This window comes from Halobacillus sp. Marseille-Q1614, assembly GCF_902809865.1.
Lineage (GTDB): Bacteria > Bacillota > Bacilli > Bacillales > Halobacillaceae > Halobacillus_A.
Genome location: NZ_CADDWH010000001.1, coordinates 682261 through 707508, shown reverse-complemented (window position 1 = coordinate 707508; position 25248 = coordinate 682261). Strand labels below are relative to the sequence as shown.

Below are 25248 nucleotides of genomic sequence, written 5' to 3'. Positions count from 1 at the left end.
GGTGCATCGTGTAACTCTCTGCTGCTGGAGCGATGGTGCATGAAAATAAAATGTGCAGCGTTACAAGGAACACACTGTTTTTATTTTATGCAAAATAAAATAAAAGGAGGAAATACCTATGGCACGTTATACAGGTTCTACCTGGAAAAAATCACGTCGTTATGGCATTTCTTTAAGCGGAACTGGTAAGGAGCTAGATAAGCGCCCTTACGCTCCAGGACAACACGGTCCAAACCAACGTAAAAAACTTTCTGAATATGGTCTTCAGCTTCAAGAGAAGCAGAAGCTTCGTTTCATGTACGGATTGACTGAGCGTCAATTCCGCCGTCTGTTTGAAGAAGCAGGTAACATGAAAGGAATTCACGGTGAGAACTTCATGATTCTTCTTGAATCTCGCCTGGACAACCTGGTGTACCGTTTGGGACTTGCTCGTACTCGCTCTCAAGCGCGTCAGCTAGTTAACCACGGCCACGTAACTGTAGATGGCGGCCGCGTAGACATCCCGTCTTACCGTGTGAAGCCTGGTCAGGTTATTGGTCTTCGTGAAAAATCTCAAAATTTAGATATCGTACAGGAAGCTGTTGAAGTAAACAACTTTGTTCCTGAATATGTAACTTTTGATGAAGAAAAACGTCAAGGAACGTATTCCCGTCTTCCTGAGCGTTCTGAGCTTCCAGCTGAAATCAACGAAGCTCTTATCGTTGAATTCTACTCTCGTTAATTGTAGTCTTCATTATAAAAAACTCGCTATCCTCTATGGACAGCGAGTTTTTTTTATATCCTTTTTTGGTTGGCCCTGCGTAAAGAAATGGTCTTCTCTCGATGCAAAATACTATAGTTTAATTCTTTAATACCTGCCATTAATTATCAGCATGTTTTTATAAATTATCCAAAATCCACGCTCATCCAGAGCGTGATTTTCCAGCCGGCTTTAATAAAATAAATAAAATTTCGTGAAAAAACCTTCGAAGATACCCTTCGAAGGTTTCTTATGCTCAACCTTAAGCATCTATCTGCTTGTCCTTAAAATGATTATTGTGAGTTCTGCTGCATGCCTCCAGCTAAATTAGAAACATTTTGAAGCATGTTTGGAAGCTGATTAGCCTGACCTGTCATCATGCTGTAGGTGGCTGCACCTATACCAATAGAAGCAATAATTGGAAGCCATTGAATATTTCTGTTTCTCATGAAAATATCCTCCTCACACATCGTTTTGGTGGAGCTTTTATATTTTGGCACTTTCCTAATGGAATATGAGTGTTAATCGTTGCCAGACTTTAATAACAAAGCTATATCAATATTTAATGTTGATTTTAAAAAGGAAACCTGCTCGATTTCCGCGGAGAACGGTCAAGCCTCCTTGCTCGTGACCCTGGGTTACAGGCCGCCGTTTTTTAAGCAGGAGTCTCGCAGAACCTCTTGCTTTCTGGATAATATCTACAATGGCGTTTAACAAAAAAGAACCGTGACACCCAGCCACGGTTCTTCTCACAATTAGGAAGTGTAGCGAATGAGGAAGTATTTCTTCTTCCCTCTTCGAATGATTGTAAATCTGTCTTCTATCCTGTCTTCTGCCGTAATTGTATGCTGAAGATCTTGATTTCTTTCCCCATTGATATAAACGGCCCCATTTTTAATATCTTCTCTCGCTTGACGTTTGGATGATGAAATTCCTGCCTGTACAAGCAATTCAATTAAGGATGCTTCTTTTTCTTCAGTTTCAAAAGCCGGAACATCTTTAAACCCTTGTTCTATTTCTTCACCTGTCAAAGCTTTAATGTCACCGCTAAACAGTGCTTCTGTAATGCGCTGCGCCTGCTTAAGGGCTTCTTCATCGTGGACAAGCTTTGTCATTTCCTCGGCAAGACGCTTTTGAGCTGCTCTCTTTTCAGGCTGAGTCTCTACTTCTTTTTCAAGTTCAGCGATTTCCTCATGGGAAAGGAAAGTGAAGTATCTTAAAAACTTCACGACATCGCGGTCATCGGCGTTAATCCAGAATTGGTAAAATTCATAAGGAGAAGTCTGTTCCGGATCCAGCCAGATCGCTCCTCCTGCTGTTTTCCCAAATTTGGAGCCGTCCGCTTTTGTAATTAAAGGCATTGTTAAACCGTAAGCTTCCGTTTCTTTTTCACCGGCAGCTGAACGGCGGATAAGTTCAAGTCCAGCTGTAATATTTCCCCACTGGTCGCTTCCACCGATCTGAAGAGTACAGTCTTCTTTATCATTCAATTTCTTAAAGTCTAATGACTGCAGGATCATGTAAGAAAACTCAGTGAAGCTAATGCCGCTTTCGATCCTGGACTCCACTGAGTCTTTTGCCAGCATGTAATTTATCCCAAAGTGCTTTCCTGTGTCGCGGAGAAAATCAATAATGGTCATTTCTGAAAGCCACTCATGATTGTTACGGGCAACCGCCGCATTCGTTCCCTCGTCGAAATTAAGCAGTTTAGCCAATTGGTTTTTAATACTTTCACTGTATCCTAAAACAACTTCTGCTGAATTCAACTGCCTTTCTGTAGAACGTCCGCTTGGATCACCAATCATTCCTGTTCCGCCGCCAACTAAAGCGATTGGACGGTGACCAGCTAATTGAAACCTTTTCAGCATAAGGATCGGCAGCAGGTGCCCAATATGAAGACTGCTTCCTGTCGGGTCGAACCCGCAGTATAACGTCACTTGCTTTTCATTTAAATGCTTTCTTAATCCTTCTTCATCTGTTACTTGATTAATGAGTCCTCGTTTTTCTAAATCCTGTAGAATATCCATACCTCGTTCACTCCTTTTTATGATCACAAAAAGACCCCATCCCTGGAAAAGGGACGAGGTCTTGTCGCGGTACCACCCTAATTGCACATATTATGTGCCACTCTCTTTAATAACGGCTCATCACCGTCTTCTGATTCACACCAGAAGATGCTCCCGACCGTAATTCAAAAATTATTTTGTGCTAACTTCCACCCGCCGTTAGCTCTCTTAAGAACAGGGAATAATTTTCTACTTCAATCGTTCATAGCTCGCTCATTTAACTGTAATCCAATTTATAGCATAATCAAAACAGGAAATCAACTATTTTTTCTATCGATTTATGTCTGTTAATGTCCGCTTATGTTATAATATTATGTGGAATTTAGGAGGTTTTCTTATGTCGAAAAAGCCAAATAATAAAATAAATTGGAAGGCCATTAAGGCGAAAACTACTACCTTATGGGGAGAAACGTTGAGAAAATCCCGATCCTTATGGGAAAGATCAAGGCCTTTAGTGAAGTCTTTATGGGGAAAAACTCAGTCCCTATGGGGAAACGGCACGATCCAGAAAAATTTCAGAATTGGATACGATGTTGTTTGGAACGTCATTTTATTTTTTATTTTAATCGGAATCATAGGTTTATTTTTTGCCGGCGGTGTAGGAGCGGGTTATTTCGCTTCACTTGTTAAAGACCAGCCTGCACAAAGCCCGGAAGAAATTCAGTCAGAAATTTATAATTATGAAGAAACATCACAAGTATATTTCGCCGGGGAAGAATTACTCGGTGAAGTACGCACAGACCTTTACCGTGATGAAATCTCACTTGATCAAGTGGATAAAAACTTAAAGAATGCGGTCATCGCTACAGAAGATGAGTATTTTGAAACCCACGATGGTGTCGTCCCAAAAGCCGTATTGCGGGCGATCGTTCAAGAGGCTACGAACTCTGCTGTTAAAACGGGAGGAAGTACATTAACTCAGCAGGTCGTTAAAAACCAGATACTCACAAATGAAGTCTCTTTTGAACGAAAAGCAAAAGAAATACTTATTGCTATGCGTATCGAAAAGTTTTTTGAAAAAGAAGAAATACTTGAAGCTTACTTAAACATTGTGCCATTTGGCAGAAATGCAAATGGAGATAACATAGCAGGTGTAAAAACAGCAGCTGAAGGAATCTTTGGTGTCGGTCCTGATGAACTTTCAATTGCCCAGGCTGCTTTTATAGCTGGTTTACCCCAGAATCCATTCAGCTATACACCTTTTCTAAACAATGGAGAAGTTAAGTCTGATGAAAACCTCCAAGCCGGCATTGAGCGAATGCACGAAGTTTTAAGCCGTATGTACAGCGCTGGATATATCTCTAAAGAAGAATACGATAAAGCAATGAAATTTGACTTGAAAGAAAACCTTCGGGAACCTTCCTCAAGAGCTAGAGAAAAATATCCATTCTTAGTAACAGAAGCCAACAAGCGGGCTAAAGATAAGATGGTTGCATATTTAGCTGAAAAAAATGGAGATTCATTAAAAGATATCCGCGGGGATGAAGAGCTTAAAGCTGAGTATGAAACGCTTGCTGAACGCGAACTGAGCTCAGGCGGATATAAGATTCATACGACCATTGATAAAGAAGTATATGAAGTTATGCAGAAAATAAAAGACAACTATACGAACTATGACAGCACCCGCACCGTTACTGTTGAAGAAGAAGGAGAAACAGTAACGAAGGAAATGCCTGTTGAAGTCGGAAGTACACTTATTGAAAACTCGACTGGTAAAATCCTTGGATTCATTGGGGGACGCGACCATAACCGGGAGCAGGTTAATCACGCGACCCAAGCCAGAAGATCTCCGGGAAGTACAATGAAGCCGTTGACCGCTTATGGACCGGGAATCGATATGGGCGAAATCCATCCTGGATCTGTATTTACTGATGTCCCTTATCAATATCCTGGGACAGATACTGATGTCGGCAACTATGGCGGCGGCTACAATGGATTTGTTTCGGCACGAGAAGCTTTAAAGCGGTCGTTGAACATCCCGGCTGTTAAATCCTATACTTCTATTCTGGATAAAAATCCTGGTGAATACTTATCCAAAATGGGATTCTCTACTATTCCAGAAGAAGCTTATCAATATCCTTCTCTGGCTTTAGGTTCTGCTGAAGTAATTAACGAGGAAATGACTAATGCTTATGCTGCTTTCGGAAACATGGGTAATTTTGTCGATGCTTATATGATTGAGAAAATCGAGACGAAAGAAGGCGAAGTTATTTACGAACACGAAGCTAAAGACACAGAAGTGTTCAGCCCTCAGGCATCCTATCTCACTATAGATATGATGCGCGATGTATTATCATCCGGTACGGCATCTGGACTTAAAGGACAACTGACCCACCCAGGTGTCGACTGGGCAGGTAAAACCGGTACATCTCAAGATTATAAAGATGCCTGGTTTATTGCAACAAACCCTAACGTAACGATGAGCATGTGGATGGGATATGATTACAATGAAAGATTAAATCGAAATGGATACAGCTCAAGAAATACTGGGCTATGGGCTAGGGTTGTTAATGCGGTTACAGAAATCCGGCCTGAACTTATGGCACCGAGTGCCAGCTTTGAGCGTCCAGGCGGAATTGAATCGAAATCTTATTGTGCTACTTCTGGATTGTTAGCCTCTGACTTGTGCTCATCTGCAGGGTTATCAAGAAGTGACCTATATATTTCTAAATTCGCTCCAACGAAAAAAGATGACAGCTTAACAAGCGGTGACTTTGTAGAAATTAAAGGAGATCTTTATCCTGCCGGCAGCGACACTCCTGGAGAATTTATTATTAATGAAGGTGGTGGAGTCACTCTGTCCCCTGAATTTATAGAAGAAAACAATTATGATTCTCCGGAAATTCTCAAGCATTTAATCCCTGACGACTGGGATAACGTTGCTATTTCTTCTTCAGGATCGTCTGGGGGAGGAACGGTTGAAAATGATAATTCGAATCCATCAGCACCTGGTAATGTGTCCACGGGCTCATCCCGGCTTTCCTGGTCCCATTCTTCCAGTGATGATGTTGTAGGTTATCGCATCTATCGGGCAGGTACTTCGGGCGGATCTTTCTCTCAAGTCGGGTCCACACGTGGAACAAGCTTCAGTCTGGAAGGAGACGGCGTTTATGCTGTCCGGGCAGTAGACTACTTCGGTCAGTCTTCCGGCCTTTCTTCTACTGTAGAAGTTGGAAACACTGAACCATCCAATGAGAACAGTGGATCCAATAATAGTGACTCCAATAACAATGATTCTGAAAGTGAGGAAAATGGCGAGAGCAGCAGTTCTGACACTAGTTCAGAAGGTGAGGAATCAGAAGGTGATTCCTCTGCTGAAGACGAACAGTCTGAAGAAAATTCTGAGGAAGCAAATACCACTTCCGAAGATCAGAACGAAGAAACTGAGTCTGAAGAGGAGTCTTCCGAAGATACATCCAATGAGGATTCTGCTGACCCTGAAGAATCCGAAAATACTCAATAAGAAAAGATCAAAATAACTTCCAGTCATGCCTAAGACTGGAAGTTATTCTTGTTAGTTCATTTAATTTCATCCTTACTCATGTATAATGTAACTAGATGATCAGATCTTTTTTGATAGGTGGTGACGCTATGGAACATATTAAAACATTTTATGAGCAGACTTTTGAGATTAACAACGGTTCAATGACTATCCAAGGTCCCCTTTCCTCGCAAGAGCTAAGCCGATACTCTTTTCACGAAGACTTAAATGCTTTTCGCCCTCCTGCCAAACAGTTTGAGGCCTTAAAGAGTATTGCCGACTTCCCAGAAGGAAGAATCATTGCCGCTACACACAATGATATGATCGTTGGATATGTAACCTACCTTCACCCAGACCCTATGGAGCGCTGGTCGGAAGGAAATATGGAAAACTTAATCGAACTGGGAGCTATTGAAGTGGCCCCGGAGTTTAGAGGTTACCGAGTAGGCTCCAGGCTGCTGGAATTATCGATGCATGACGAATATATGGAGAATTATATTATTATTTCTACAGAGTACTACTGGCATTGGGATTTAAAAGGCACTCGCTTAAGCATTTGGAACTATCGTAAAGTGATGGAGAAAATGATGGGTGCTGGCGGCCTGACCCCTGCACCGACAGACGATCCTGAAATCATTTCCCACCCTGCCAACTGTTTGATGGTTCGAATCGGAAAAAATGTGCCCGAAGAATCTATTGAACAGTTTGATGAACTGCGCTTTTTAACGAGAAACAAATATCGAAAAGCAAGGGGAGAAGTTTAATATGCTTGTTGAAGAAGTTATGAAGCGAGAAGTCATTACATTGACACCTGCAGATTCTATCGCTACAGCTGTTAAATTGTTAAATCAGCATCACATTCGCCACATCCCCATCGTAGACGATAAAAACTGTGTCGTCGGCATCGTTTCCGACCGTGATGTACGGGATGCCAGTCCATCTATCTTGGACAAGAATGCACAAGACGAAGCTGTGCAGCTGCGCAACCCTATTGAAACAATCATGACATCTCCGGTAACAACCGTACACCCGTTAGATTTTGTTGAAGAGATCGCCTCTATTTTTTATGAGCAGGAAATCGCCTGTGTACCCGTAATGAAAAATGACAAGCTAGTAGGCATTGTCACGGAAAAAGATATGCTTCACACGCTGATTCAGTTAACCGGTACCCACGTTCAAAGTTCTCAAATAGAAATTAAAGTCCCAAACAAGCCGGGGATGCTTCCACAAGTAATGCAGATCTTCGGAAAAAGAAAAGTTAATATCAGCTCTGTTCTTATCTATCCTTATCAAGCAGATTCTTTTTATAAAATTATAGTTGTCCGAATCCAGACGATGAATCCTTTACCAACAATTCAAGACTTAAAAGATGCTGATTATGAGGTATTATGGCCTAAAAATCCGGGGGACCCCTCATGAACTGTGAATCACATTTTGTATTTACCGATGAATTCACCAATTACAAATTCCGGGACGATCACCCTTTTAATCAGCTGAGAGTGACAATGACAAAGGATTTACTGGAAAAGGAAAATGCACTGAAACCTCAACAAATCATTGCACCGCGCATGGCTTCTGATGAGGACTTGAAGCTTTTTCACAGTTCGGCTTACGTCGAAGCAGTGAAACGCGCGAGCCAGGGTTTATTAAGTGAAGAAGAAGGATTTGAATACGGGATAGGAACAGAAGATACTCCGATGTTTAAGGGCATGCATGAGGCTTCTTCCCTGCTTGTGGGAAGTACTTTAAGCGCGATTGATGCCGTAATTAATGGTGATACACAGCACGCCCTGAACTTAGGCGGCGGGCTTCACCATGGGTTTGAAAGAAAAGCTTCAGGATTCTGTGTATATAATGACGGAGCAGTTGGCATTAAATATATTCGAAAGCATACTAATTATAAGGTGTTATATGTTGATACTGACGCTCATCATGGGGATGGCGTTCAATGGGCTTTCTATGATGACCCTAATGTTTGTACATTCTCTATTCACGAAACAGGTAGATATCTTTTCCCGGGCACCGGTAATGTAAACGAACGAGGCTTGAAGAAAGGCTATGGCTACTCGTTTAATTTACCGATCGATGCTTTTACGGAAGATGAATCTTTTTTAGAAGTCTATGAATACGCTTTCAAAGAAATCACTGAATATTTCCAGCCTGATATCATTATTACCCAGAATGGAGCGGATGCTCATTATTTAGACCCGCTTACCCATTTGTGTTCCACCATTAAGATCTATGAGAGAATTCCAATGATTGCCCATGAGCTTGCCCATAAATACTGCAGCGGACGATGGGTTGCCCTTGGAGGCGGCGGCTACGATATTTGGAGGGTTGTCCCTCGAGCATGGTCCCAATTATGGAAGGTGATGAGCACAGGCCAGCCTTTTTCAGGGCAACTTCCCGCCGAATGGGTGAACCATTGGCAGAAAGCCGCGCCTGTTGAATTACCGACAAAATGGGAAGACGAAGACAAAGCATACAAACCTATACCAAGAAAAGCAGAAATCACTGAAAAGAATAATAAAATACTAAATAACTGTATGCAGTTCATTCATAATCAGAAAAAGTTTAATTCATCTTTATGATTTAGAAAAAGAGACACCCTTACCGGTGTCTCTTAGTCTGTAGAAAAACCCCGAACGTCCGAGCCTCCTCACGAAAAAACCTCTCTGCGGGGGCCAGAGGTGCCCGTTATCCCCTCAGAAGCCTCACCCCCAGTTACTAGCTATAGAGCCTTTATAGAGAGGCCTGCCGGGCTTTTTTCTATATTTTCATTTATATTAAAGGTGTGCCCTAACATCAAACTTTTCTATTTTGAACACACAACCAGGTAAAAAATAAGCTGTCGAGACATTCTCGACAGCCATAATGAAAATATTAAGGTGTAAAGTCAGGTGTTAAAATAACGATTTCTACTCGACGGTTCTTTTCCCAGTTTTCTTCTGAATCGTTAGGAGCAATCGGCCGGGTAGCCGCAAAACCGGCCGCCGATAATCTGATGGGATCTATATTATCATTTTTAGAAGTTAAAAAACGTATGACACTGCCTGCCCTCGCTCCCGACAACTCCCAGTTCGAAGGGTATTGGTAAGTAGCAATAGGACGATTATCTGTATGACCTTCTACTTTTACATGATTCGGCACATGTTCAAGCAGAGTCCCAACCTTAAGTAAAAAGAATTATCCCTGCGCTTCATTGACTACATCCTTATTCTCTTCATCTTTTGCTTCTTCCCTTATTTTCTTGTCCTCATCCGAAAGAAAGGCACTCAGCTTTTCTTCTAGAATTTTAGGGTTCTGGCCTGACTGTACACCGATAACTCCTTCGATAATTATCTGCTTTAAGAAAATTTCTTTATCTGTTTTATTCGCCAGTTTGCCCGTCATTGGCAGAAAAACCAAGTTAGCAAGCAATGTGCCATACAAAGTTGTCAATATAGCTACAGCCAATTTTGGCCCCAGTGTTTCAGGGTCAGTCAGTGACTCCAGCATAAGGACTAAACCAATAAGAGTACCTATCATTCCCCAGGCAGGAGCGTACTCTCCTGCCTTTTCAAGGATGGTGCGTCCTCTGTAATGGCGTTCTTCTATCGCTGTGATCTCAGCGTTCATAATATCATTAATAACCTCAGGATCAAGGCCATCAACAGCCAGAAGTTACTCCCTTTTTTATAAAAGGATCGTCCACATCTTCCAATTCTGCTTCAAGAGCCAGGAAACCTTCTCTTCTCGCTCTCTCGGACAGCCGGACAAATAATTGAATGAGCTCCCTTAGATTCATATCATTTTTCTTGAATGCTTCTTTCACAACTTTAAGGGTCAGTTTCATTTCACTTAAATTAAAATTGACCAGTAAAGCAGCAAACAGCCCCCCTAGTACGATGAAGATCGAGGAGGCGTGTATAAAAGAAACTACACTGCCAATCCCTGCATTCGTCATAATTCCGAACATCACCATTAAAAAACCAAGGGTAATACCTAGAGGGGTTAATAAATCTCGTTTACTCATTCATCTCTCTCCCCGATAAAAATACTATGCTTGTATTTATATCGGCATTATTTTCCTTGTGTTGAGTTTCTTTCAATAATTCGATGAGGTAAAGTTACGTTTTGTTCCTCAACTTCTTCCTTATTCATAAATTTAGTAAGCAGTCTCATCGCTACCGCCCCGATATCATACATCGGTTGAACAACAGTTGACAGAGTCGGGCGCACCATTGTTGCAAGTCTTGTGTTATCAAATCCAAAGACTTCAACATCCTCTGGTACAGACAAGCCTTTATCCTGCGCTCCATGAATTACTCCAAGGGCCATTTCATCAGAGGATACGAAAATCGCATCTGGTTTCTCTGAAGCGTCCCAAAGCTGTTCAAAAGCTTCCAGGCCTGAGTCATAAGAATAATCCCCTGTTGTAATTAAATCTTCATTAACGTCTACGTTACTTTCTTTAAGTGCGCGTTTGTAGCCATCAATTTTCTGAGAGTTAATCTCTGTATTTTCAGGCCCTGAAACGAAAGCAACTTTCTTATTGTTATGGGATAAAAGCAGTTCTGTAGCTTCAAATGCAGCCTCTTCATAATTGATGTTTACAGAAGGTGTTTCTCCTGTTTCATCAATAGTTGCCGCAAGAGCCACAGGTACCGGGGAGTTTTTAAACTCACGAATGTGGTCATCGGTAATTTTTCCACCCATAAAGACAAGCCCGTCCACTTGCTTGCCAAGCATGGCATTGATCAAGTGTAGTTCCTTATCTTTATTCTGGTCAGAGTTACTTAAGATAATGTTATAGTTATACATTGTCGCAATATCTTCAATTCCTCTTGCAAGCTCTGCAAAAAAGATACTTGAAATATCCGGAATGATTACACCGACCGTGGTTGTTTTCTTACTTGCAAGACCACGCGCTACAGCATTCGGACGATATCCGAGGCGCTCAATGGCTTCATGTACCTTCTTACGTGTGGCCGGTTTCACATTAGGATTTCCATTAACTACACGGGAAACCGTGGCCATTGATACGTTTGCTTCTCTTGCTACATCATATATTGTTACATTCATACTGCTTCCTCCTTCGCCGAACAGGGTCAACGACTTATTGATAAAATAATCATACGATAGTTGTACACGTTCCGCAATGTTCGACTTTTTCTTCTCCTTATAAGTACCTTCCCTATTATAACGGATTTTCATTCAACAAAAAAATAAGTCAGGCTGAAATAAGCAGCCTGACTTAGTAATTCCCTTTATTTTGTAAGTTCTTTCATAAAATTTTCAAAGGTTGGAATATCCATTTGCTGAGCCGAGTCAGAAAGGGCAACTGCCGGATCCGGGTGTACTTCTGCCATTACACCATCTGCGCCTACTGCTAGAGCCGCTTTAGCGGTTGGAAGAAGCAGATCTCTGCGGCCGGTTGAGTGTGTAACGTCCACTAGAACCGGTAAGTGCGTTTCTTGTTTGAGGATCGGTACAGCAGAGATATCAAGCGTGTTACGCGTCGCTTTTTCATAAGTGCGGATGCCTCGCTCACATAGAATGATATTTCCATTACCGCGAGAGATAATGTACTCTGCCGCATTGATAAATTCTGAAATGGTTGCTGATAATCCGCGTTTTAACAGCACCGGCTTATTCACTGAACCTGCAGCTTTCAGCAACTCAAAGTTCTGCATGTTACGCGCACCGATTTGAATCACATCAAGGTACTCTACTGCTTTTTCAATATCAGCTGGGTTTACAATTTCACTCACAACAGCTAGATCGTGCTCATCCGCTGCTTCCTTAAGAATTTTTAACCCTTCAAGGCCTAGGCCCTGGAAATCATACGGAGATGTACGAGGTTTAAAGGCTCCCCCACGTAATAACTTAATTCCTTGCTTTTTCACTGCTTCGGCTACAGTTGACACTTGCTCGTAGCTTTCTACAGCACAAGGCCCCATAACGAAATGAGGTTTGCCGTCACCTATACGATCACCTTTAATATCAACGATCGTATCTTCAGGTTTTTTCTTACGTGAAACTAGAAGGGCTTTTCGATGGTCATCTTCTTGCAGTTCAAGTCCAGCCTTAAAGATTTCTTTAAAAAGATGAACGACCGTTGAATCTTCGAACGGGCCATCATTTTTCTCAGTAATCTGGTCGAACATTACTCGTTCCCTAACAGGGTCGAAGCGGTTCATTCCCTGTTTTTCTTTAATCTGGCCAATATCCTTTACCAGTTCACCGCGTTTATTAATTAAATTCAAAAGCTGTAAATTGACCTCTTCAAGCTGACCACGCAGCTCGTCTAGTTGTTGGTTGCTCATCACAAATCCTCCTACATAAAGTTTAATAATTTGAATAATTCTTTCTTAGATAATTAGGGACAATTATAGCTAATATTCTCGTTCTTGTCACCCTTTTCAGAATTATTCTTTAGAGAAAATTATAAAAAAAAGAAAAATCACTTAAAAGAATATTGCTTCAGCTTCAATTATAATTGGGAAGCTTCTTCTTTTAAAGAGGTTTGCGTAATCTTCCAATGGCTGTCATGCCATACCACGGAATTATCCTTAAATAATAATACTTGCGGAGATTCGTGTTTTACCTGGTAAGTATCCGCAATGGACAGGCTCAGTTTCCTTGACTCCTGAACGTGTAAAATAAAGCAAGGATACGAGGATTCCTCGCAAAAAGCTTCGAATTCACGCTTGGCTGATTCACTGATCGGACATGTCAGACTGTGCTTTAATAAAAAGAAAATAGGATTCTCTTCTTGGATTTTAGACAGCTTTTCGTTTGTATCAATTAATTTTAGCATAGGAATAGCTCCTTTCTTATGATTGGTTCGGTTTACTATCATTTTTGAATTGAGGAGGATTTCCTCCTGCCTCATGTGGGGCCGCTTAATAGCGAACAGTCCGCCATCTCTAAAGAACCTTAAAGATAACTAAAAAATCAGAGGCTGAAAGAACAGCCTCTGATCTTATTAAAGGTTTGATGATGTAGTTGAATTCTGCTGCTGCTCAAGCTCTTGTGCTGCTTCTTCAATAGCCTCAGCGACTTCCTGTGCCGCTTTTTCAGCTTCTTCATCTTCATTGTTTTTTCCGCTTTTCACTTTTTCTTGAAGATTCTTAGTGGAATCCTTTACCTTCGCACTAAGCTCCTGAGATTTTTCAGTGATATTTTTAGAGAACTGGGAAGAAGAATCTACCGCGCGGTCTTTCCATTCGCCGGCACGTGCCTTCCATTCCGTGGAGCTTTCGTTGATTGTGCCACGAAGCTCTTTTCCTGACTTAGGTGCCAATAGCAGTGCCACGACTGCTCCTACTGCTCCTCCGATAAGAGATCCGAATACAAAATCTCTTCCTGCAGATTTTTCTTGATCTTTCACATTTTGATTTTGGTTACTCATTATACCCTGCCTCCTGTTTGATTAATATCATCTTTCTTGGCTTTTTTCCATAAATTCAAAGCAACTTGTCCCCATTTCATGGCTTGAGCTGCTGAATCTGTGTGGTTGTGGGCGGAATCCTGCAGACCTCTAGAAAACGTGCGGATTGACTGGTTAAACTCTTGAACAGTATCTCCAATTCCTTTAATCCCGTCTACTAAAGTATTAAGTTTTTGAGATTTTTCGCCTACATCTTCAGCTAATTTATTGGTTTTATTCAATAACGCTGTTGTTTCAAGGGTCATCCCTTCCATTTGTTTCTCTACACCTTCTAAGGTGTCAGCTACATTGTTCATTGTCCGGCGTACCGCTGTAAGTGTTCTTGCAATAAAAATTACAAGGACAGCGAAGGCCAAAGCCGCAATCAATGCTGCAATGTATAAGATGATAACCATATCCAAAGCCTTACACTCCTCCACAATATGTATTTACCACAATTAGTATGTACCACTTGTTGAGAAAATATAAACACTAATTGCCTTTTGCTTATATATTCTATGAAACGTTGTAAAAGTCCTTCTTAAAATTCTCAAAAAATAGAAAAAGCGTGCAAAAACTACACGCTTTTTTCCTGTCCTTGTGTTTCATAAGCCTGCTGGAATTTCTGAATGTCGCCGGCTCCCATAAACAGAAGTACTCCTTCTGAATGGCTTTCAAGCTGTTCTGTTTCCTCAAGCTCCAGTAATTGAGCCTCAGGAATAAGTTCCTGTAAATTTTCAATAGTAAGCTTGCCGCTGTCCTCACGGGCAGACCCGAAAATATCGCATAGATAAACAGCATCCGCTAACTTAAGGCTTTCCGCAAATTCATTTAGGAACGCTTTTGTTCTCGTGAAAGTATGGGGCTGGAAGATAGCTACCAGTTCACGATCAGGATATTTCTTTCTTGCTGTATCAATCGTTGCTGTAATTTCAATAGGGTGATGTGCATAATCATCTACTAAGACTTGATCTTTCCATTCTTTTTCATCAAATCTGCGCTTTACACCGCCAAAAGTGGACAGCTTGCTGATCTGTTCAGTTGTCATTCCTTCATAGTGACATAAAGCGATAACGCTTAAGGCATTTAGAACCGTATGCGTCCCAAACTGAGGAATGGTAAAAGTAGCATAAAACGTATTGCGCACAAAAACGTCGAACGTCGTGCCCTGCTCACTTTCTGTCAGGTTTTGGGCCTGGAAATCATTCGTATCTGACAAGCCGTAATACAGCACGGGAACGTTTGCTTGGATATGCTGCAGGTGTTCATCGTCCCCACAGGCGATGATTCCTTTATTCACTTGTTTTGCCATCTGCTGGAAGGCCTGAAAGACATCATCAATACTCGTAAAATAATCCGGATGGTCAAAGTCAATGTTTGTCATGATTGCATAATCCGGGTGATACTCAAGGAAGTGGCGGCGGTACTCACAAGCTTCAAAGGCAAAGTACTTGCTGTCTTCGTGCCCTTTCCCTGTCCCATCTCCAATTAAATAAGATGTATGATAATTCTCTGACAGAACATGTGCTAATAAACCTGTAGTTGATGTCTTTCCATGGGCACCAGTAACAGCAATGCTTGTATATTTCCCAAGCCATTCCCCTAAGAATTCGTGATAGCGGAAAAAAGGAAGTCCCAGCTCCTTGGCTTTTACGATTTCTTTATGTTCATCGTTAAAAGCATTTCCTGCAATCACCGTTAGTCCTTCATGAATGTTATCAGCAGAGAAAGGCAGAATTTCAATATTTTTTTCATTTAACGAGGCTTCTGTAAAAAAGTGTTTCTCTATATCAGAGCCCTGCACAGTCTCACCTGAGTCATGCAATATTTGTGCGAGCGCACTCATTCCTGTTCCTTTTATACCAACAAAATGGTAAGTAGTCATACATAAGAACCTCCAAAGTAAAGTGGAACACTTTAATTATTATATGTATCTTTTCTGAGCATGCGAATGCTTCCTATACATATTATTTTTTACAAATCAATAATTTATTCTAACACGTATACCCGATAAGAAAAAGCGTAAAACGACATGAAGCTTACTCCCTTGTATCTTTCCAAAAAGAGCAAGCTTCCTTTTATAATTTATAATGATTTATCCCTGTACGTAATCCACTTTCTCAAGTCGTGGATTCGGATGGTAGCGACGTCCTTCTTTAGCTTCATGTTCTCCATTGATGATTACATTATCACCAGTAAAGCCTATTTTGATCTTAAGAAGGCTGCCACCGACGCCGTACATATCAACCGGCACTTTCAATTCTTCAAATGAACGAATGCGATCTTCAGTGAACCCGCCGCTCACTACAATTTTCACATGCTGAAAACCTTCCTCATCAAGGGCTCTTCTTAAGGCGAAAACTAGCTCAGGGTTAACACCGCGAGGATCAAAAGTCCCCATCAGGTGTTCATTTCGCAGGAAATACTTATCGACTAAATTTCGAGAAGTATCTAGCCTTACCCCTTTAAGTTCATCGCCAAATTCTCTGGCTACTTTTAAGGAATCTGTAATGACGTCATTATTGTAATCGACCAGTGCCATTAAATCATCTTCAGGGAACTGAGCACTGTAAGCTTTCGTTGCAGCTACAACATCACCTTTAAACATTTGGATCAAGGCATGAGGCATTGTACCCATCCCTCTTTTCCCCCACCATTCGTTCATGGCCTGAGTAGCCTGGGCCGTCGAACCGCCTATAAAAGCGGAATAGCCATCACCAGCCTGCTGTGTAAAGTGATCATCACGGTCTCCCATGAAAATGATCGGCTTCTGTTTACCAGAGGTGCGAGCTGCTTTAACGACATTATAGACATTAGTCGCTACTGAAGTTCTGCGGGCGAGGATACCATCTATGATTCCTTCAAGATAGCCAAAATATTGATAAGGACCCGTTATCGTGAGGACCGTCTCATAAGGTTCTATCCGATCTCCGTCCTTTAATGAATGGATCTCCAGTTCTTCCGGATGATCAGCAAACGTATGGATCAAAGCAATGGCTTCGTCCGTTCCGCATAAGACAGCATGGTCCTTTTGAAAAAATTGCATCGTCACAATGTTGTCTTCTAAATAATTCTCAACAATTTCCTTCGTTTTAAGAAAATAAACAGCAGAAAACCAGCCCTCTGCTACACGTTCATCAAATTTAAAAGTTTTGTTTGTTAAACGGGATATTTCCCCGTTTAATTTCTTTTCGATTTCTTTTTTCATGATTAAACTCCTTAAACATTCAGCGTCCGTCGATCGCAGTTTCTCTGTCAATCATATAGAATTAGTGAGCTTTTCACAAGTCCTAAGGGAAGAACTGCTTATCTTGCTTTTATTTCTTCAACCTGCTGTCTTGTAAGCAGAATATCCCGAGGCTTGCTCCCTTTAGCCTCAGAGATAATTCCATACTCGGCCATTTGATCGATTAAGCGGGCGGCGCGATTATAGCCCACTTTAAAGCGTCTTTGCAGAAGAGAAGCACTGGCTCCATTATGTTCTACCACAAATTCAACAGCTTCATCGAACAGATCGTCCGTTTCTTCCTCTGTAGTTACCTGCTTAATAAGTTCATCCTGCTCAAACAGATAGTTAGGCGGCGCGATTTTCTTCACATATCCTGTAATTCTTTCGATCTCATCATCAGACACAAAGGCCCCCTGGATCCGAAGCGACCGGCCGGAACCATTCTCAATAAAGAGCATGTCCCCTTTTCCTAAAAGCTTCTCAGCTCCCCCTGAATCGATGATTGTACGAGAGTCTACCTGTGAAGAAACGCTGAACGCAATTCGCGTCGGAATGTTTGCTTTAATCAGTCCTGTTATGACATCAACAGATGGTCTTTGCGTAGCAAGCAGCAGATGAATTCCGCAAGCTCTTGCCTTCTGGGCAATTCGGCAGATGGAATCCTCTACATCCTGCGGTGATACCATCATAAGGTCTGCAAGCTCATCGATGACAATAACTAAATAAGGAAGCTTTTCTGAGGTGCGGCCTTGGCGAATCATTTTTTCATTATAACGTTCAACGTCACGTGCGCCTTCTGCCACAAATTTCTCATAACGTTCTTCCATTTCTTTTACTGCCCATTTCAAAGCAGTGGTTGCTGCTTTGACGTCTGTGATTACAGGGGACACTAAGTGCGGAAGACCATTATAAGGAGCAAGCTCTACCATTTTAGGATCGATTAAAAGAAACTTCACATCATCGTGGTGGGCTTTATAAAGCATACTAATGAGAATTGTATTGATGCAAACACTCTTACCTGATCCGGTCGCTCCTGCTATAAGACCGTGCGGCATTTTCTTTAAGTTAGTGACAACAGCATCTCCGCCGATATCCAACCCTAATCCTACAGTCAGAGGTGAATCCTCCTGATTAAAGGCTTCTGATTCTAAAATTTCCTGCAGTCCTACCATTTCCGGTTTCTGATTAGGAACTTCTATTCCTACCGCCTGCTTGCCGGGGATAGGAGCTTCAATCCGTATATCCCGGGCTGCCATGCTAAGTTTAATATCATCGGCTAAGTTCGTAATCTTACTTACCTTAACACCCGGCTCTGGCTGTACTTCAAATCGTGTCACAGCAGGCCCTTTCATAGCATGAATAACTTTTGCCCTTACGTGAAACTGGCGCAGTGTCGTTTCCAGCAGTTCCATTTGGCCTTTCACCCATGAATCGTCAATGCTTGCTGCACGTACCTTATCGTTGAGCAGATGAAGAGGAGTTGAATTCTGTTTCTTTTGCTCCGTCTTTTGTACAGGAGGCTGCTCCTCTCTTCTGCTCAATTCTCTATTTAGAGTTTTTTTTTGGCTGTCTCTTGTTCTTTTGTCTCTTGGAGTCATTAAGACATTGAAAGGAACACTTTTTCTCTCTGTTGTTCTTGCTCTCGGTTTCCGGGAAAAAGCCGGAGACTCGTTGATTTCAGTCTTCGGTACCGTTTCCTGTTCTTCTTGTTCTTCTTGTTCTTCCTCTTCCACTTGTACTACTTCCCGTGGGACTTCTTCATAATCCGTTTCTAGCGGGACTTCTTCAGCAGTTTCCTCGTGTTCTGTTTCTTCTTTGCTAGTTAGCGGAGAACTGGAATCTGGCTCATAAGAATTCTCTTCATGAACTTCTTCTGTATCAAGCGGCCAGTCGTTCTCAGCAGGTTCTGACACACTCTCCTGCTTGTCCTCTATTTGCAGCTTCTCATCTTCCTCCGTTACTGAAGCAGCCGTTTCACGAGCAGCGTCCTCAATTTCTTCTCTAGCTATATCTTCATCTATTTCTTCATTTTCTTTATTTGCTAACTGCTTTTCTTTTTTTGAACCAATTTTTCCTAATACGCGCTGGCGAATGGCCTGCCAGTGCTCTTCATCCAGTCTGGCTTGCTCCATGCTTGATGTTTGACTTGGCGCTTCCTCCTGGGGTGGGAGTTCCCCCATATTGGATTTCGTATTTAACACACGCTGGCGGATGGACTGCCAGTGTTCTTCATCGAGTCTCGCCTGCTCCATGCTTGCAGTTTTGCCTGTTTCTTCCCTTGGACCAAAGAGTCTTTCTGCATTGCTCTTAGGTGTATTCCTGGGATGAAATCCGTACACAGGCGATGGAACATTTGTCGGTGTAAAAGGCGTTGATTCTGTTTCAGGTTTTTCTTCTTTTTTAGGTGTTGTTTTTTTCCTCTTATAAGATTCACTGTGATCCGGAGATTGATAGCTTCGATTATACCTTCTAGGGGGGCGTTCCCTATGTGCAGGCTTTTCCTTTGTTTCATTATGATCGGGTATAACCGGGAATCGGAAATTTCCCTGCTTCGGGTATTTATAAGTCATCCTCGTATTAGCCACAGACTCTTTCTGTTCCTGGTTGTCTTGTCTTTTACGTACTGATGAATCTTTCTTTGGTGCGTAATTGTGTTCATCTTCTGGCTCAAGAAACTGTTTTAGTTTGTTTTTAAAGTTATTCCACATCTATCTCACACTTTCTTTAGAATACTTAAGGATATGTATAGTTTAACAGGTTTTCCAGGGATTTTGGTTTACATTTCCTTAAAAAAGTGGTTGATCGACAAAAAAAGAAGCAAAGGGCATAGTACTCGTTTCCCCTTTACTTCTTTAGACTTAAAAATTATAAGGCTGTCCTGCATCATAGGACTCATTTAAAACAAGAATCCCTTTTTCTTTAGGGGCATTTTCCAGCCCCAGCTCTTTTGCTGAACAAATCATTCCGCTGGAAGCCACTCCGCGAAGCTTCGCATATTTAATCTTCATCCCGCTTGGCATAGCAGCTCCTACTTTAGCCACTACGACTTTCTGGCCAGCATCCACATTAGGTGCCCCGCAGACGATTTGAAGAGTTTCATCACCTACGTTTACCTGGCAGACACTTAATTTATCTGCGTTTTCATGAGGTGTTTTTTCTTCAACATATCCAACCACAAACTTAGGAGATAAGTCAAAATCAAGTTCGTCGTCTAAATTATTCTTTTTGAAAAGCTCCTTAATTTTATTAAGGAGTTCTTCCGTAAGAGTAATCTTACCGTGCTCCTCAAGTTTAAAATGGCTGGACGCATGAAAAATGTTGTAGCCAAGAAGATCTCCACTTTCTTTATCGGTAATTTTAGCGATATCTCCATATTTTTCAAACGTTGTGTTTAGTCGATCTCCTTCTTTAACAGGGAAAATTAAAATATCCCCTACTCCTTTAGGATTGTAAAATACATCCATCATCAATCTTCCTTTCTGTTCTGTTTCGGTCTCTTTTGGGCGAGGATGAAAATGGGTTCCAATGTCTTGTCCTCATAGAGAAATGATAGTGACGTGACAGGAACGGTTCCTTCTGCAAAAAATTTCATTGCCATCTGGGCTAAAATGTCATAGCCTTCGGGATTTTTAACATCGGCAAAAATGATAACGTCCTGATGAGGAATGCTAATTGCCAATTCCCCCTCGAACTCGGCTTTTAATTTTTCCAGCAGCGCTTCATTTAAAATGCGGCTGGCATCATACCCATCCTGTGTGGAATGGAAGTAAAAATCGTTATCATAAACGGTATCCTTCTTCATTTCCACGGGCAGTGACCTTACGTTAAAGCTGGCTACTTCTTTAATCCTTTCAGCAGACCAGCCCTCTCTTTCCGCCATAGCTTCATCGATTAATTGATAAGACTTCCCAAGATCCAAAGCATAAAAGACGGTCGTTTCAGCCGTATGTTCTGAATGTATAAGCTTTTTGCCCTCCGATGTTTTCTTTGGAAAGGAGCCGGCGCGGATAACAGGGAAGATCTGCTCTTCTTTGCCTTCCAAACTGTGAGTTTTGTTCATAATCCGAAGGGCTTCCGTCACATGATCTTCCAGTTCATTGATCGCTGGTTCTCCGCGGCTTTCATATTTTGCGATTACATTAGGAAGTGTAATCGTTATCCCTTTTCCTGATTCTTTCCACTCTACACGAAAAGTATCTTTATCTCTGTTAAAGCTTGTTGTCCACTCATCGTTCTTCAGACGTTCTTCCAGTATTTTTTTCATTTTTATACTAGTGATTTTCATGAGCGATATTCCTCCTTCTACGGTAAGAGGTTGATTCCGCTGTCTATTTTAGCATAACTGGCTCTAAGAAACGAAATAAAGGACGCAAAAAAAAGAACAAGATGTATATAAACCTCCAGCCTGTTGAAAAAACAGCGGACTGTGAACATTACCCTGCCTAGCCAGGGAAGGTCAGTGAGGTATAGGAGTTTCTCTTCCCGGCTACATGCGATTCCGTTTGAGCGAACAGAAAAAAGCTTGTAGAAAACCCGGGGGGTTCTCTACAAGCTTCAAGATGTAATTACAGCTGCTTAAACACTTAACTGATTAATAAAATCTTCAATTTCCTGCTGTGTTTTGGCATCTTTACTGACAAATCGTCCCACTTCTTTTCCCTTATCAAAAGCTAGAAAGCTAGGAATACCAAATATATTATATTCTGCGCAAATATCTATAAATGGATCACGATCTACATATACAAACGTCCAATCCTTATACTTCTGTTCAATTTCCGGAAGAATAGGTTCAATAATTCTGCAATCAGGACACCAGTCGGCAGAGAATAGAAAAATCGTCTTTTCCTGTGCTGTCAGATCTTTAAATTGATTTTCTGTTTCAAGTTTTTTCAAAGTATAAGCACCTCCGAAAATAATTCTAGCATACCTTTACTGATATTCAATTACCATGTCTCCAGATTTAATCCACCCTTTACTCCTTAACCAGAAAGCGAGCAGAAAGCTGATTACTGCAGGTGCAATAAAATGTAATATAAGCATGATAAAAGCGATATCCCAGGCAAATCCATAGGTTTCAAACGTCATAATTTGGCCAACTAACCCACTCGTCCCCATGCCTGCTCCGGCCGCATTATTTTCAAGTTGCAGCCAGACCGTAGATACAGGTCCTAGTATAGCTCCTGCAACCGTAGGAGGAAGCAAAATAATCGGCTTTTTAATAATATTTGCTACTTGAAGCATAGAGGTTCCGATCCCCTGAGCAACCGCTCCCCCTATTCCGTTATCACGATAGCTGATCGTTGCAAAACCCACCATCTGAGCGGCACATCCTACTGTAGCTGCTCCAGCCGCTATTCCGTCAATCGAAAGCATAAGAGCTATGGCCAGGCTTGAGATCGGAGCCGTCAGTGCCAAACCCATTAGTACGGCGATAACGATCCCCATAATAAAAGGCTGCTGATATGTTGCCCAGTTAATAATTTCCCCAAATCCTGTCATAAATTGATTGATCGGAGGACCGATAAAAGAACCTACCGTAAAACCAGTAAAGATAGTTACAAACGGCGTTATAATAATATCCAGTCTCGTTTCCTTGCTAATCAATTTTCCAACTTCCGTGGCAATTAACGCTGCTGCATAACTGCCCGCCGGCCCTCCAAGCTCCGCTCCAAAGGAACCACTGAACAGTGCCGCAAAAATGACAAGAGGAGGAGCTTTTAACCCATACGCGATTGCAACTCCAATCGCGCCGCCCCAAATTTTCACTTCCATTGCAAAGCTGCCCATTTCCTGCAGCATACTTATGTCCAGCTGATCTCCGATTGTCTTAATAATTAACCCGATAATCAGCGATGAAAATAACCCAAGGGCCATATAGCTTAAAGCCGTTATTAAATAAGTGTGGGCACTGATATGTACCCCTTTCTTTTCCATGAATTTGTTTATCAAAGCCATCTCCCCCTTCCTTTAACGCTCTTTATAGTACAAGATATATTTACATGTGTAAAGACACCCGAGAGTTATATTTCTCTAGATAGTATGTTTATTCACCGCAGCGGCTATTAAAAAAATACTATCAGAGTAAATAATTGGACAGATTTGGCTTTAATTCGTCATACTAAACTTATCTAAAGGATGAGGAGGATGTACTTATGGAATTTACTATTTATCTTGCCGGGCAGATTCATGATGACTGGCGCAGTGAATTAAGAGAAAAAGCTAAGAAAAAGGGATTGTCCCTAAACTTTGTAGGCCCCCAGGAAAATCATGAGCGCTCTGACCAAATTGGTGAAGAAATATTAGGGGAGCAGCCAGGTAAAGTATTCATGGATGATGCAGCTTCTGATATTAATAACTTTCGCACAGAACTTCTTCTGCAGAAGGCCGATGCTGTAATCGCTCTCTTTGGCGAAAGCTACAAGCAGTGGAATACGGCTATGGATGCCGGAATTGCACTAAAGGCTAATAAACCGCTAATTTTAATCCGTCCAGAATCGCTGATACATCCGCTTAAAGAATTATCCAACCAGGCAAATGTAACGGTAGAAACGATCGACCAGGCGCTTGAAGTCCTTGCCTATGTATATGAATAAGAAAAGAACACCTGATATTCATCAGGTGTTCTTTCTTTCTAAGTGAGCGTGTTCCCACTGCCCTTTTAACAGTTTAACCACATGAGAAAACATCTCTTCCCGCTGAACTTGGTGATTGGTAAAGATGCCGACCGCACCTTCTTTATGACTGACATTTGCTTTTCTCGTATAGGCATCCATAACCTCACCCAGTTCCCGGCCGGTTTCAAGACCTTCCTGAATTTCTTCAGGGAGCGGAATCCGGGCGCCACTGGCTTTATAAATATTTTCTTTTTTGTCTACCAGCGCCCCCCAGTTACAAAGATAGAGATCTCCCTCTATTTCCATAACTCCGCCTTCAAGACCAATTCCCAGTTCACTTTTTTTCATCATGGCACATTCGCGAGCCCTGTTTATCGCACCTTCTAATGTTTCTTCATCTGAAAAAGGCTGGGCTGCAACTTTCGATTCCACTTCTACTTCTACAATGTCGTCAAACGGAAATTCTTTTTTTACCGCTGCTACTTTTGTTGGATTGAATGAACCTACATGTATTCTCACTACGTCAAGCCTCCCGTTTTCCCCTGTGTTTAGGATTATGGTAACACAAAGCCGCTGCACCTGACAGCGGCCTTTTGTTTACACCCTTGATTTGATGGAGTCGACCGTGCTTTGGTCGGTTGCTTTAACAAGACGTACAATTAATTCTTTAGCTGCCGCATAATCATCTACGTGAATGATTGAGGAGGATGTATGGATATACCTTGAACAAATTCCTACAACAGCTGAAGGAACGCCCTTGTTTGTCGTATGCACCCTGCCGGCATCTGTACCTCCTTGGGAAATAAAATACTGATACGGAATATCATGTGTTTCTGCAGTATCTAAGATGAAATCTCTCATACCTCTATGAGTTACCATGGACTTATCGAGGATGCGAAGCAGTGCTCCTTTTCCTAATTGACCAAACTCCTTATCATCCCCGCTCATATCGTTCGCAGGAGAGGCATCAAGTGCATAGAACACATCAGGGTCAATCATCTGTGACGCTGCCTGAGCACCTCGCAGCCCCACTTCTTCCTGAACCGTTGCACCGGAAAACAGGTGGTTCGAGAGCTTTTCATCCTTTAGTTCTTTTAACAGTTCAATCGCCAAACCGCATCCATATCGATTATCCCAAGCCTTAGCTAAAATTTTCTTTTCGTTAGCCATAGGAGTAAACGGACAAAGCGGAACCACCTGCTGGCCTGGCTTAACTCCAAGAGCTTTCACGTCTTCTTTATCATCTGCCCCGATATCTATAAGCATATTTTTAATCTCCATTGGTTTTCTCCGCTGCTCTGGTGTCAGGTTATGCGGGGGAATCGAACCAATCACACCAATTACAGGTCCATTATCCGTCATCACTTGGACCCGCTGGGCTAGAAGAACCTGGCTCCACCAGCCGCCTAACGTTTGAAAACGTAGCATTCCATTTTCAGTGATTTGTGTTACCATAAAGCCGACTTCATCCATATGACCCGCTACCATTACGCGAGGGCCTTTGCCTTTCCGGACACCAAAGACGCCCCCGAGGCCATCCTGGATTGTTTCATCAGAATATTTTTCAAGTTCGTTTTTCATAAAGCTGCGTACAAGATGTTCATTACCTGGAGCGCCAGGAAGTTCTGTTAGGTTTTTAAACAAATCCTGTGTGACTTGATTCATGTTTATGTACATCTCCTTTTCTATTATCTGGTTATAGTTT

Annotated in this window: 23 protein-coding genes, 1 pseudogene and 1 other annotated feature; of the genes and pseudogenes, 6 read left to right on the top strand and 18 right to left on the bottom strand. The window is 41.8% G+C overall.

The window, feature by feature from the left end; all coding sequences use genetic code 11:
• Nucleotides 1–118: 118 nt before the first annotated feature.
• Complete coding sequence (rpsD, locus tag HUS26_RS03470) at nt 119–721, top strand: 30S ribosomal protein S4 (protein WP_173915828.1); 603 nt, start codon at nt 119–121, stop codon at nt 719–721.
• 311 nt (nt 722–1032) lie between these two features.
• Here rpsD and HUS26_RS03465 read toward each other — a convergent pair whose 3' ends face one another.
• On the bottom strand, nt 1033–1188 hold the full coding sequence (locus HUS26_RS03465; RefSeq protein WP_173915827.1) for a hypothetical protein: 156 nt from the start codon (nt 1186–1188) through the stop codon (nt 1033–1035).
• A gap of 306 nt (nt 1189–1494) precedes the next feature.
• Nucleotides 1495–2766, bottom strand: a complete 1272-nt coding sequence (tyrS, locus tag HUS26_RS03460) for a tyrosine--tRNA ligase (protein ID WP_173915826.1) — start codon at nt 2764–2766, stop codon at nt 1495–1497.
• A gap of 46 nt (nt 2767–2812) precedes the next feature.
• Nucleotides 2813–3020 (bottom strand) — a binding site (T-box leader).
• Nucleotides 3021–3142: 122 nt separating this feature from the next.
• Here tyrS and HUS26_RS03455 point away from each other — a divergent pair.
• From HUS26_RS03455 to HUS26_RS03440, 4 genes are all read left to right on the top strand, one after another.
• Entirely contained in the window at nt 3143–6268 is a 3126-nt protein-coding gene (locus HUS26_RS03455) for a transglycosylase domain-containing protein (RefSeq protein WP_173915825.1), read from the top strand.
• A 128-nt stretch (nt 6269–6396) separates the two neighbouring features.
• On the top strand, nt 6397–7050 hold the full coding sequence (locus tag HUS26_RS03450) for a GNAT family N-acetyltransferase (protein ID WP_173915824.1): 654 nt from the start codon (nt 6397–6399) through the stop codon (nt 7048–7050).
• 1 nt (nt 7051) lies between these two features.
• Nucleotides 7052–7705: an acetoin utilization AcuB family protein gene (locus tag HUS26_RS03445; RefSeq protein ID WP_173915823.1), complete on the top strand. Its 654-nt coding sequence runs from the start codon at nt 7052–7054 to the stop codon at nt 7703–7705.
• Nucleotides 7702–8877, top strand: a complete 1176-nt coding sequence (locus HUS26_RS03440; protein WP_173915822.1) for an acetoin utilization protein AcuC — start codon at nt 7702–7704, stop codon at nt 8875–8877. The genes HUS26_RS03445 and HUS26_RS03440 overlap by 4 nt, the downstream gene beginning before the upstream one ends.
• A 292-nt stretch (nt 8878–9169) precedes the next feature.
• On the opposite strand, the gene HUS26_RS03435 is transcribed toward HUS26_RS03440, so the two are convergent.
• The 14 genes and pseudogenes from HUS26_RS03435 to HUS26_RS03370 form a co-directional block, all read right to left on the bottom strand.
• Entirely contained in the window at nt 9170–9448 is a 279-nt protein-coding gene (locus tag HUS26_RS03435) for an OmpA family protein (protein WP_173918732.1), read from the bottom strand.
• Nucleotides 9449–9472: 24 nt separating this feature from the next.
• Nucleotides 9473–10301 (bottom strand): annotated as a pseudogene (gene motP / locus HUS26_RS03430) (flagellar motor protein MotP).
• A gap of 47 nt (nt 10302–10348) precedes the next feature.
• Complete coding sequence (gene ccpA / locus HUS26_RS03425) at nt 10349–11350, bottom strand: catabolite control protein A (RefSeq protein ID WP_173915821.1); 1002 nt, start codon at nt 11348–11350, stop codon at nt 10349–10351.
• Nucleotides 11351–11535: 185 nt separating this feature from the next.
• The gene (locus tag HUS26_RS03420) at nt 11536–12594 is read right to left on the bottom strand and encodes a bifunctional 3-deoxy-7-phosphoheptulonate synthase/chorismate mutase (protein ID WP_173915820.1); all 1059 of its coding nucleotides are present in this window, start codon (nt 12592–12594) and stop codon (nt 11536–11538) included.
• 167 nt (nt 12595–12761) lie between these two features.
• Nucleotides 12762–13088 carry a bacillithiol system redox-active protein YtxJ gene (gene ytxJ, locus HUS26_RS03415; RefSeq protein WP_371809533.1) on the bottom strand — a complete coding sequence of 109 codons (327 nt, stop codon included), beginning with the start codon at nt 13086–13088 and terminating at the stop codon, nt 12762–12764.
• Nucleotides 13089–13256: 168 nt separating this feature from the next.
• Entirely contained in the window at nt 13257–13682 is a 426-nt protein-coding gene (locus HUS26_RS03410) for a YtxH domain-containing protein (RefSeq protein ID WP_173915819.1), read from the bottom strand.
• On the bottom strand, nt 13682–14116 hold the full coding sequence (locus HUS26_RS03405) for a DUF948 domain-containing protein (protein WP_173918730.1): 435 nt from the start codon (nt 14114–14116) through the stop codon (nt 13682–13684). The genes HUS26_RS03410 and HUS26_RS03405 overlap by 1 nt, the downstream gene beginning before the upstream one ends.
• Before the next feature lie 161 nt (nt 14117–14277).
• Nucleotides 14278–15585: a UDP-N-acetylmuramate--L-alanine ligase gene (gene murC / locus HUS26_RS03400; protein WP_173915818.1), complete on the bottom strand. Its 1308-nt coding sequence runs from the start codon at nt 15583–15585 to the stop codon at nt 14278–14280.
• A gap of 210 nt (nt 15586–15795) precedes the next feature.
• On the bottom strand, nt 15796–16908 hold the full coding sequence (locus tag HUS26_RS03395) for a nicotinate phosphoribosyltransferase (protein WP_173915817.1): 1113 nt from the start codon (nt 16906–16908) through the stop codon (nt 15796–15798).
• 98 nt (nt 16909–17006) lie between these two features.
• On the bottom strand, nt 17007–19637 hold the full coding sequence (locus tag HUS26_RS03390) for a DNA translocase FtsK (RefSeq protein ID WP_173915816.1): 2631 nt from the start codon (nt 19635–19637) through the stop codon (nt 17007–17009).
• Nucleotides 19638–19787: 150 nt separating this feature from the next.
• Complete coding sequence (ytpR, locus tag HUS26_RS03385; protein WP_173915815.1) at nt 19788–20393, bottom strand: YtpR family tRNA-binding protein; 606 nt, start codon at nt 20391–20393, stop codon at nt 19788–19790.
• A 2-nt stretch (nt 20394–20395) separates the two neighbouring features.
• On the bottom strand, nt 20396–21214 hold the full coding sequence (locus tag HUS26_RS03380; RefSeq protein WP_173915814.1) for a DUF1444 domain-containing protein: 819 nt from the start codon (nt 21212–21214) through the stop codon (nt 20396–20398).
• 290 nt (nt 21215–21504) lie between these two features.
• The gene (locus HUS26_RS03375) at nt 21505–21822 is read right to left on the bottom strand and encodes a thioredoxin family protein (RefSeq protein ID WP_173915813.1); all 318 of its coding nucleotides are present in this window, start codon (nt 21820–21822) and stop codon (nt 21505–21507) included.
• 36 nt (nt 21823–21858) lie between these two features.
• A complete protein-coding gene (locus HUS26_RS03370) occupies nt 21859–22875 on the bottom strand; it encodes a PTS transporter subunit IIC (RefSeq protein ID WP_173918729.1) in 1017 nt (338 codons plus the stop codon).
• A 206-nt stretch (nt 22876–23081) separates the two neighbouring features.
• On the opposite strand from HUS26_RS03370, the gene HUS26_RS03365 reads away from it, so the two are divergent.
• Nucleotides 23082–23522 carry a YtoQ family protein gene (locus tag HUS26_RS03365; RefSeq protein WP_173915812.1) on the top strand — a complete coding sequence of 147 codons (441 nt, stop codon included), beginning with the start codon at nt 23082–23084 and terminating at the stop codon, nt 23520–23522.
• A gap of 21 nt (nt 23523–23543) precedes the next feature.
• Here the strand turns inward: HUS26_RS03365 and HUS26_RS03360 are convergent, their stop codons facing one another.
• Both HUS26_RS03360 and HUS26_RS03355 read right to left on the bottom strand, forming a co-directional pair.
• Nucleotides 23544–24062, bottom strand: coding sequence for a DUF84 family protein (locus tag HUS26_RS03360; RefSeq protein WP_173915811.1), 519 nt, complete (start codon nt 24060–24062; stop codon nt 23544–23546).
• A 78-nt stretch (nt 24063–24140) separates the two neighbouring features.
• Nucleotides 24141–25208 carry a M42 family metallopeptidase gene (locus HUS26_RS03355; protein ID WP_173915810.1) on the bottom strand — a complete coding sequence of 356 codons (1068 nt, stop codon included), beginning with the start codon at nt 25206–25208 and terminating at the stop codon, nt 24141–24143.
• Nucleotides 25209–25248: the final 40 nt, after the last annotated feature.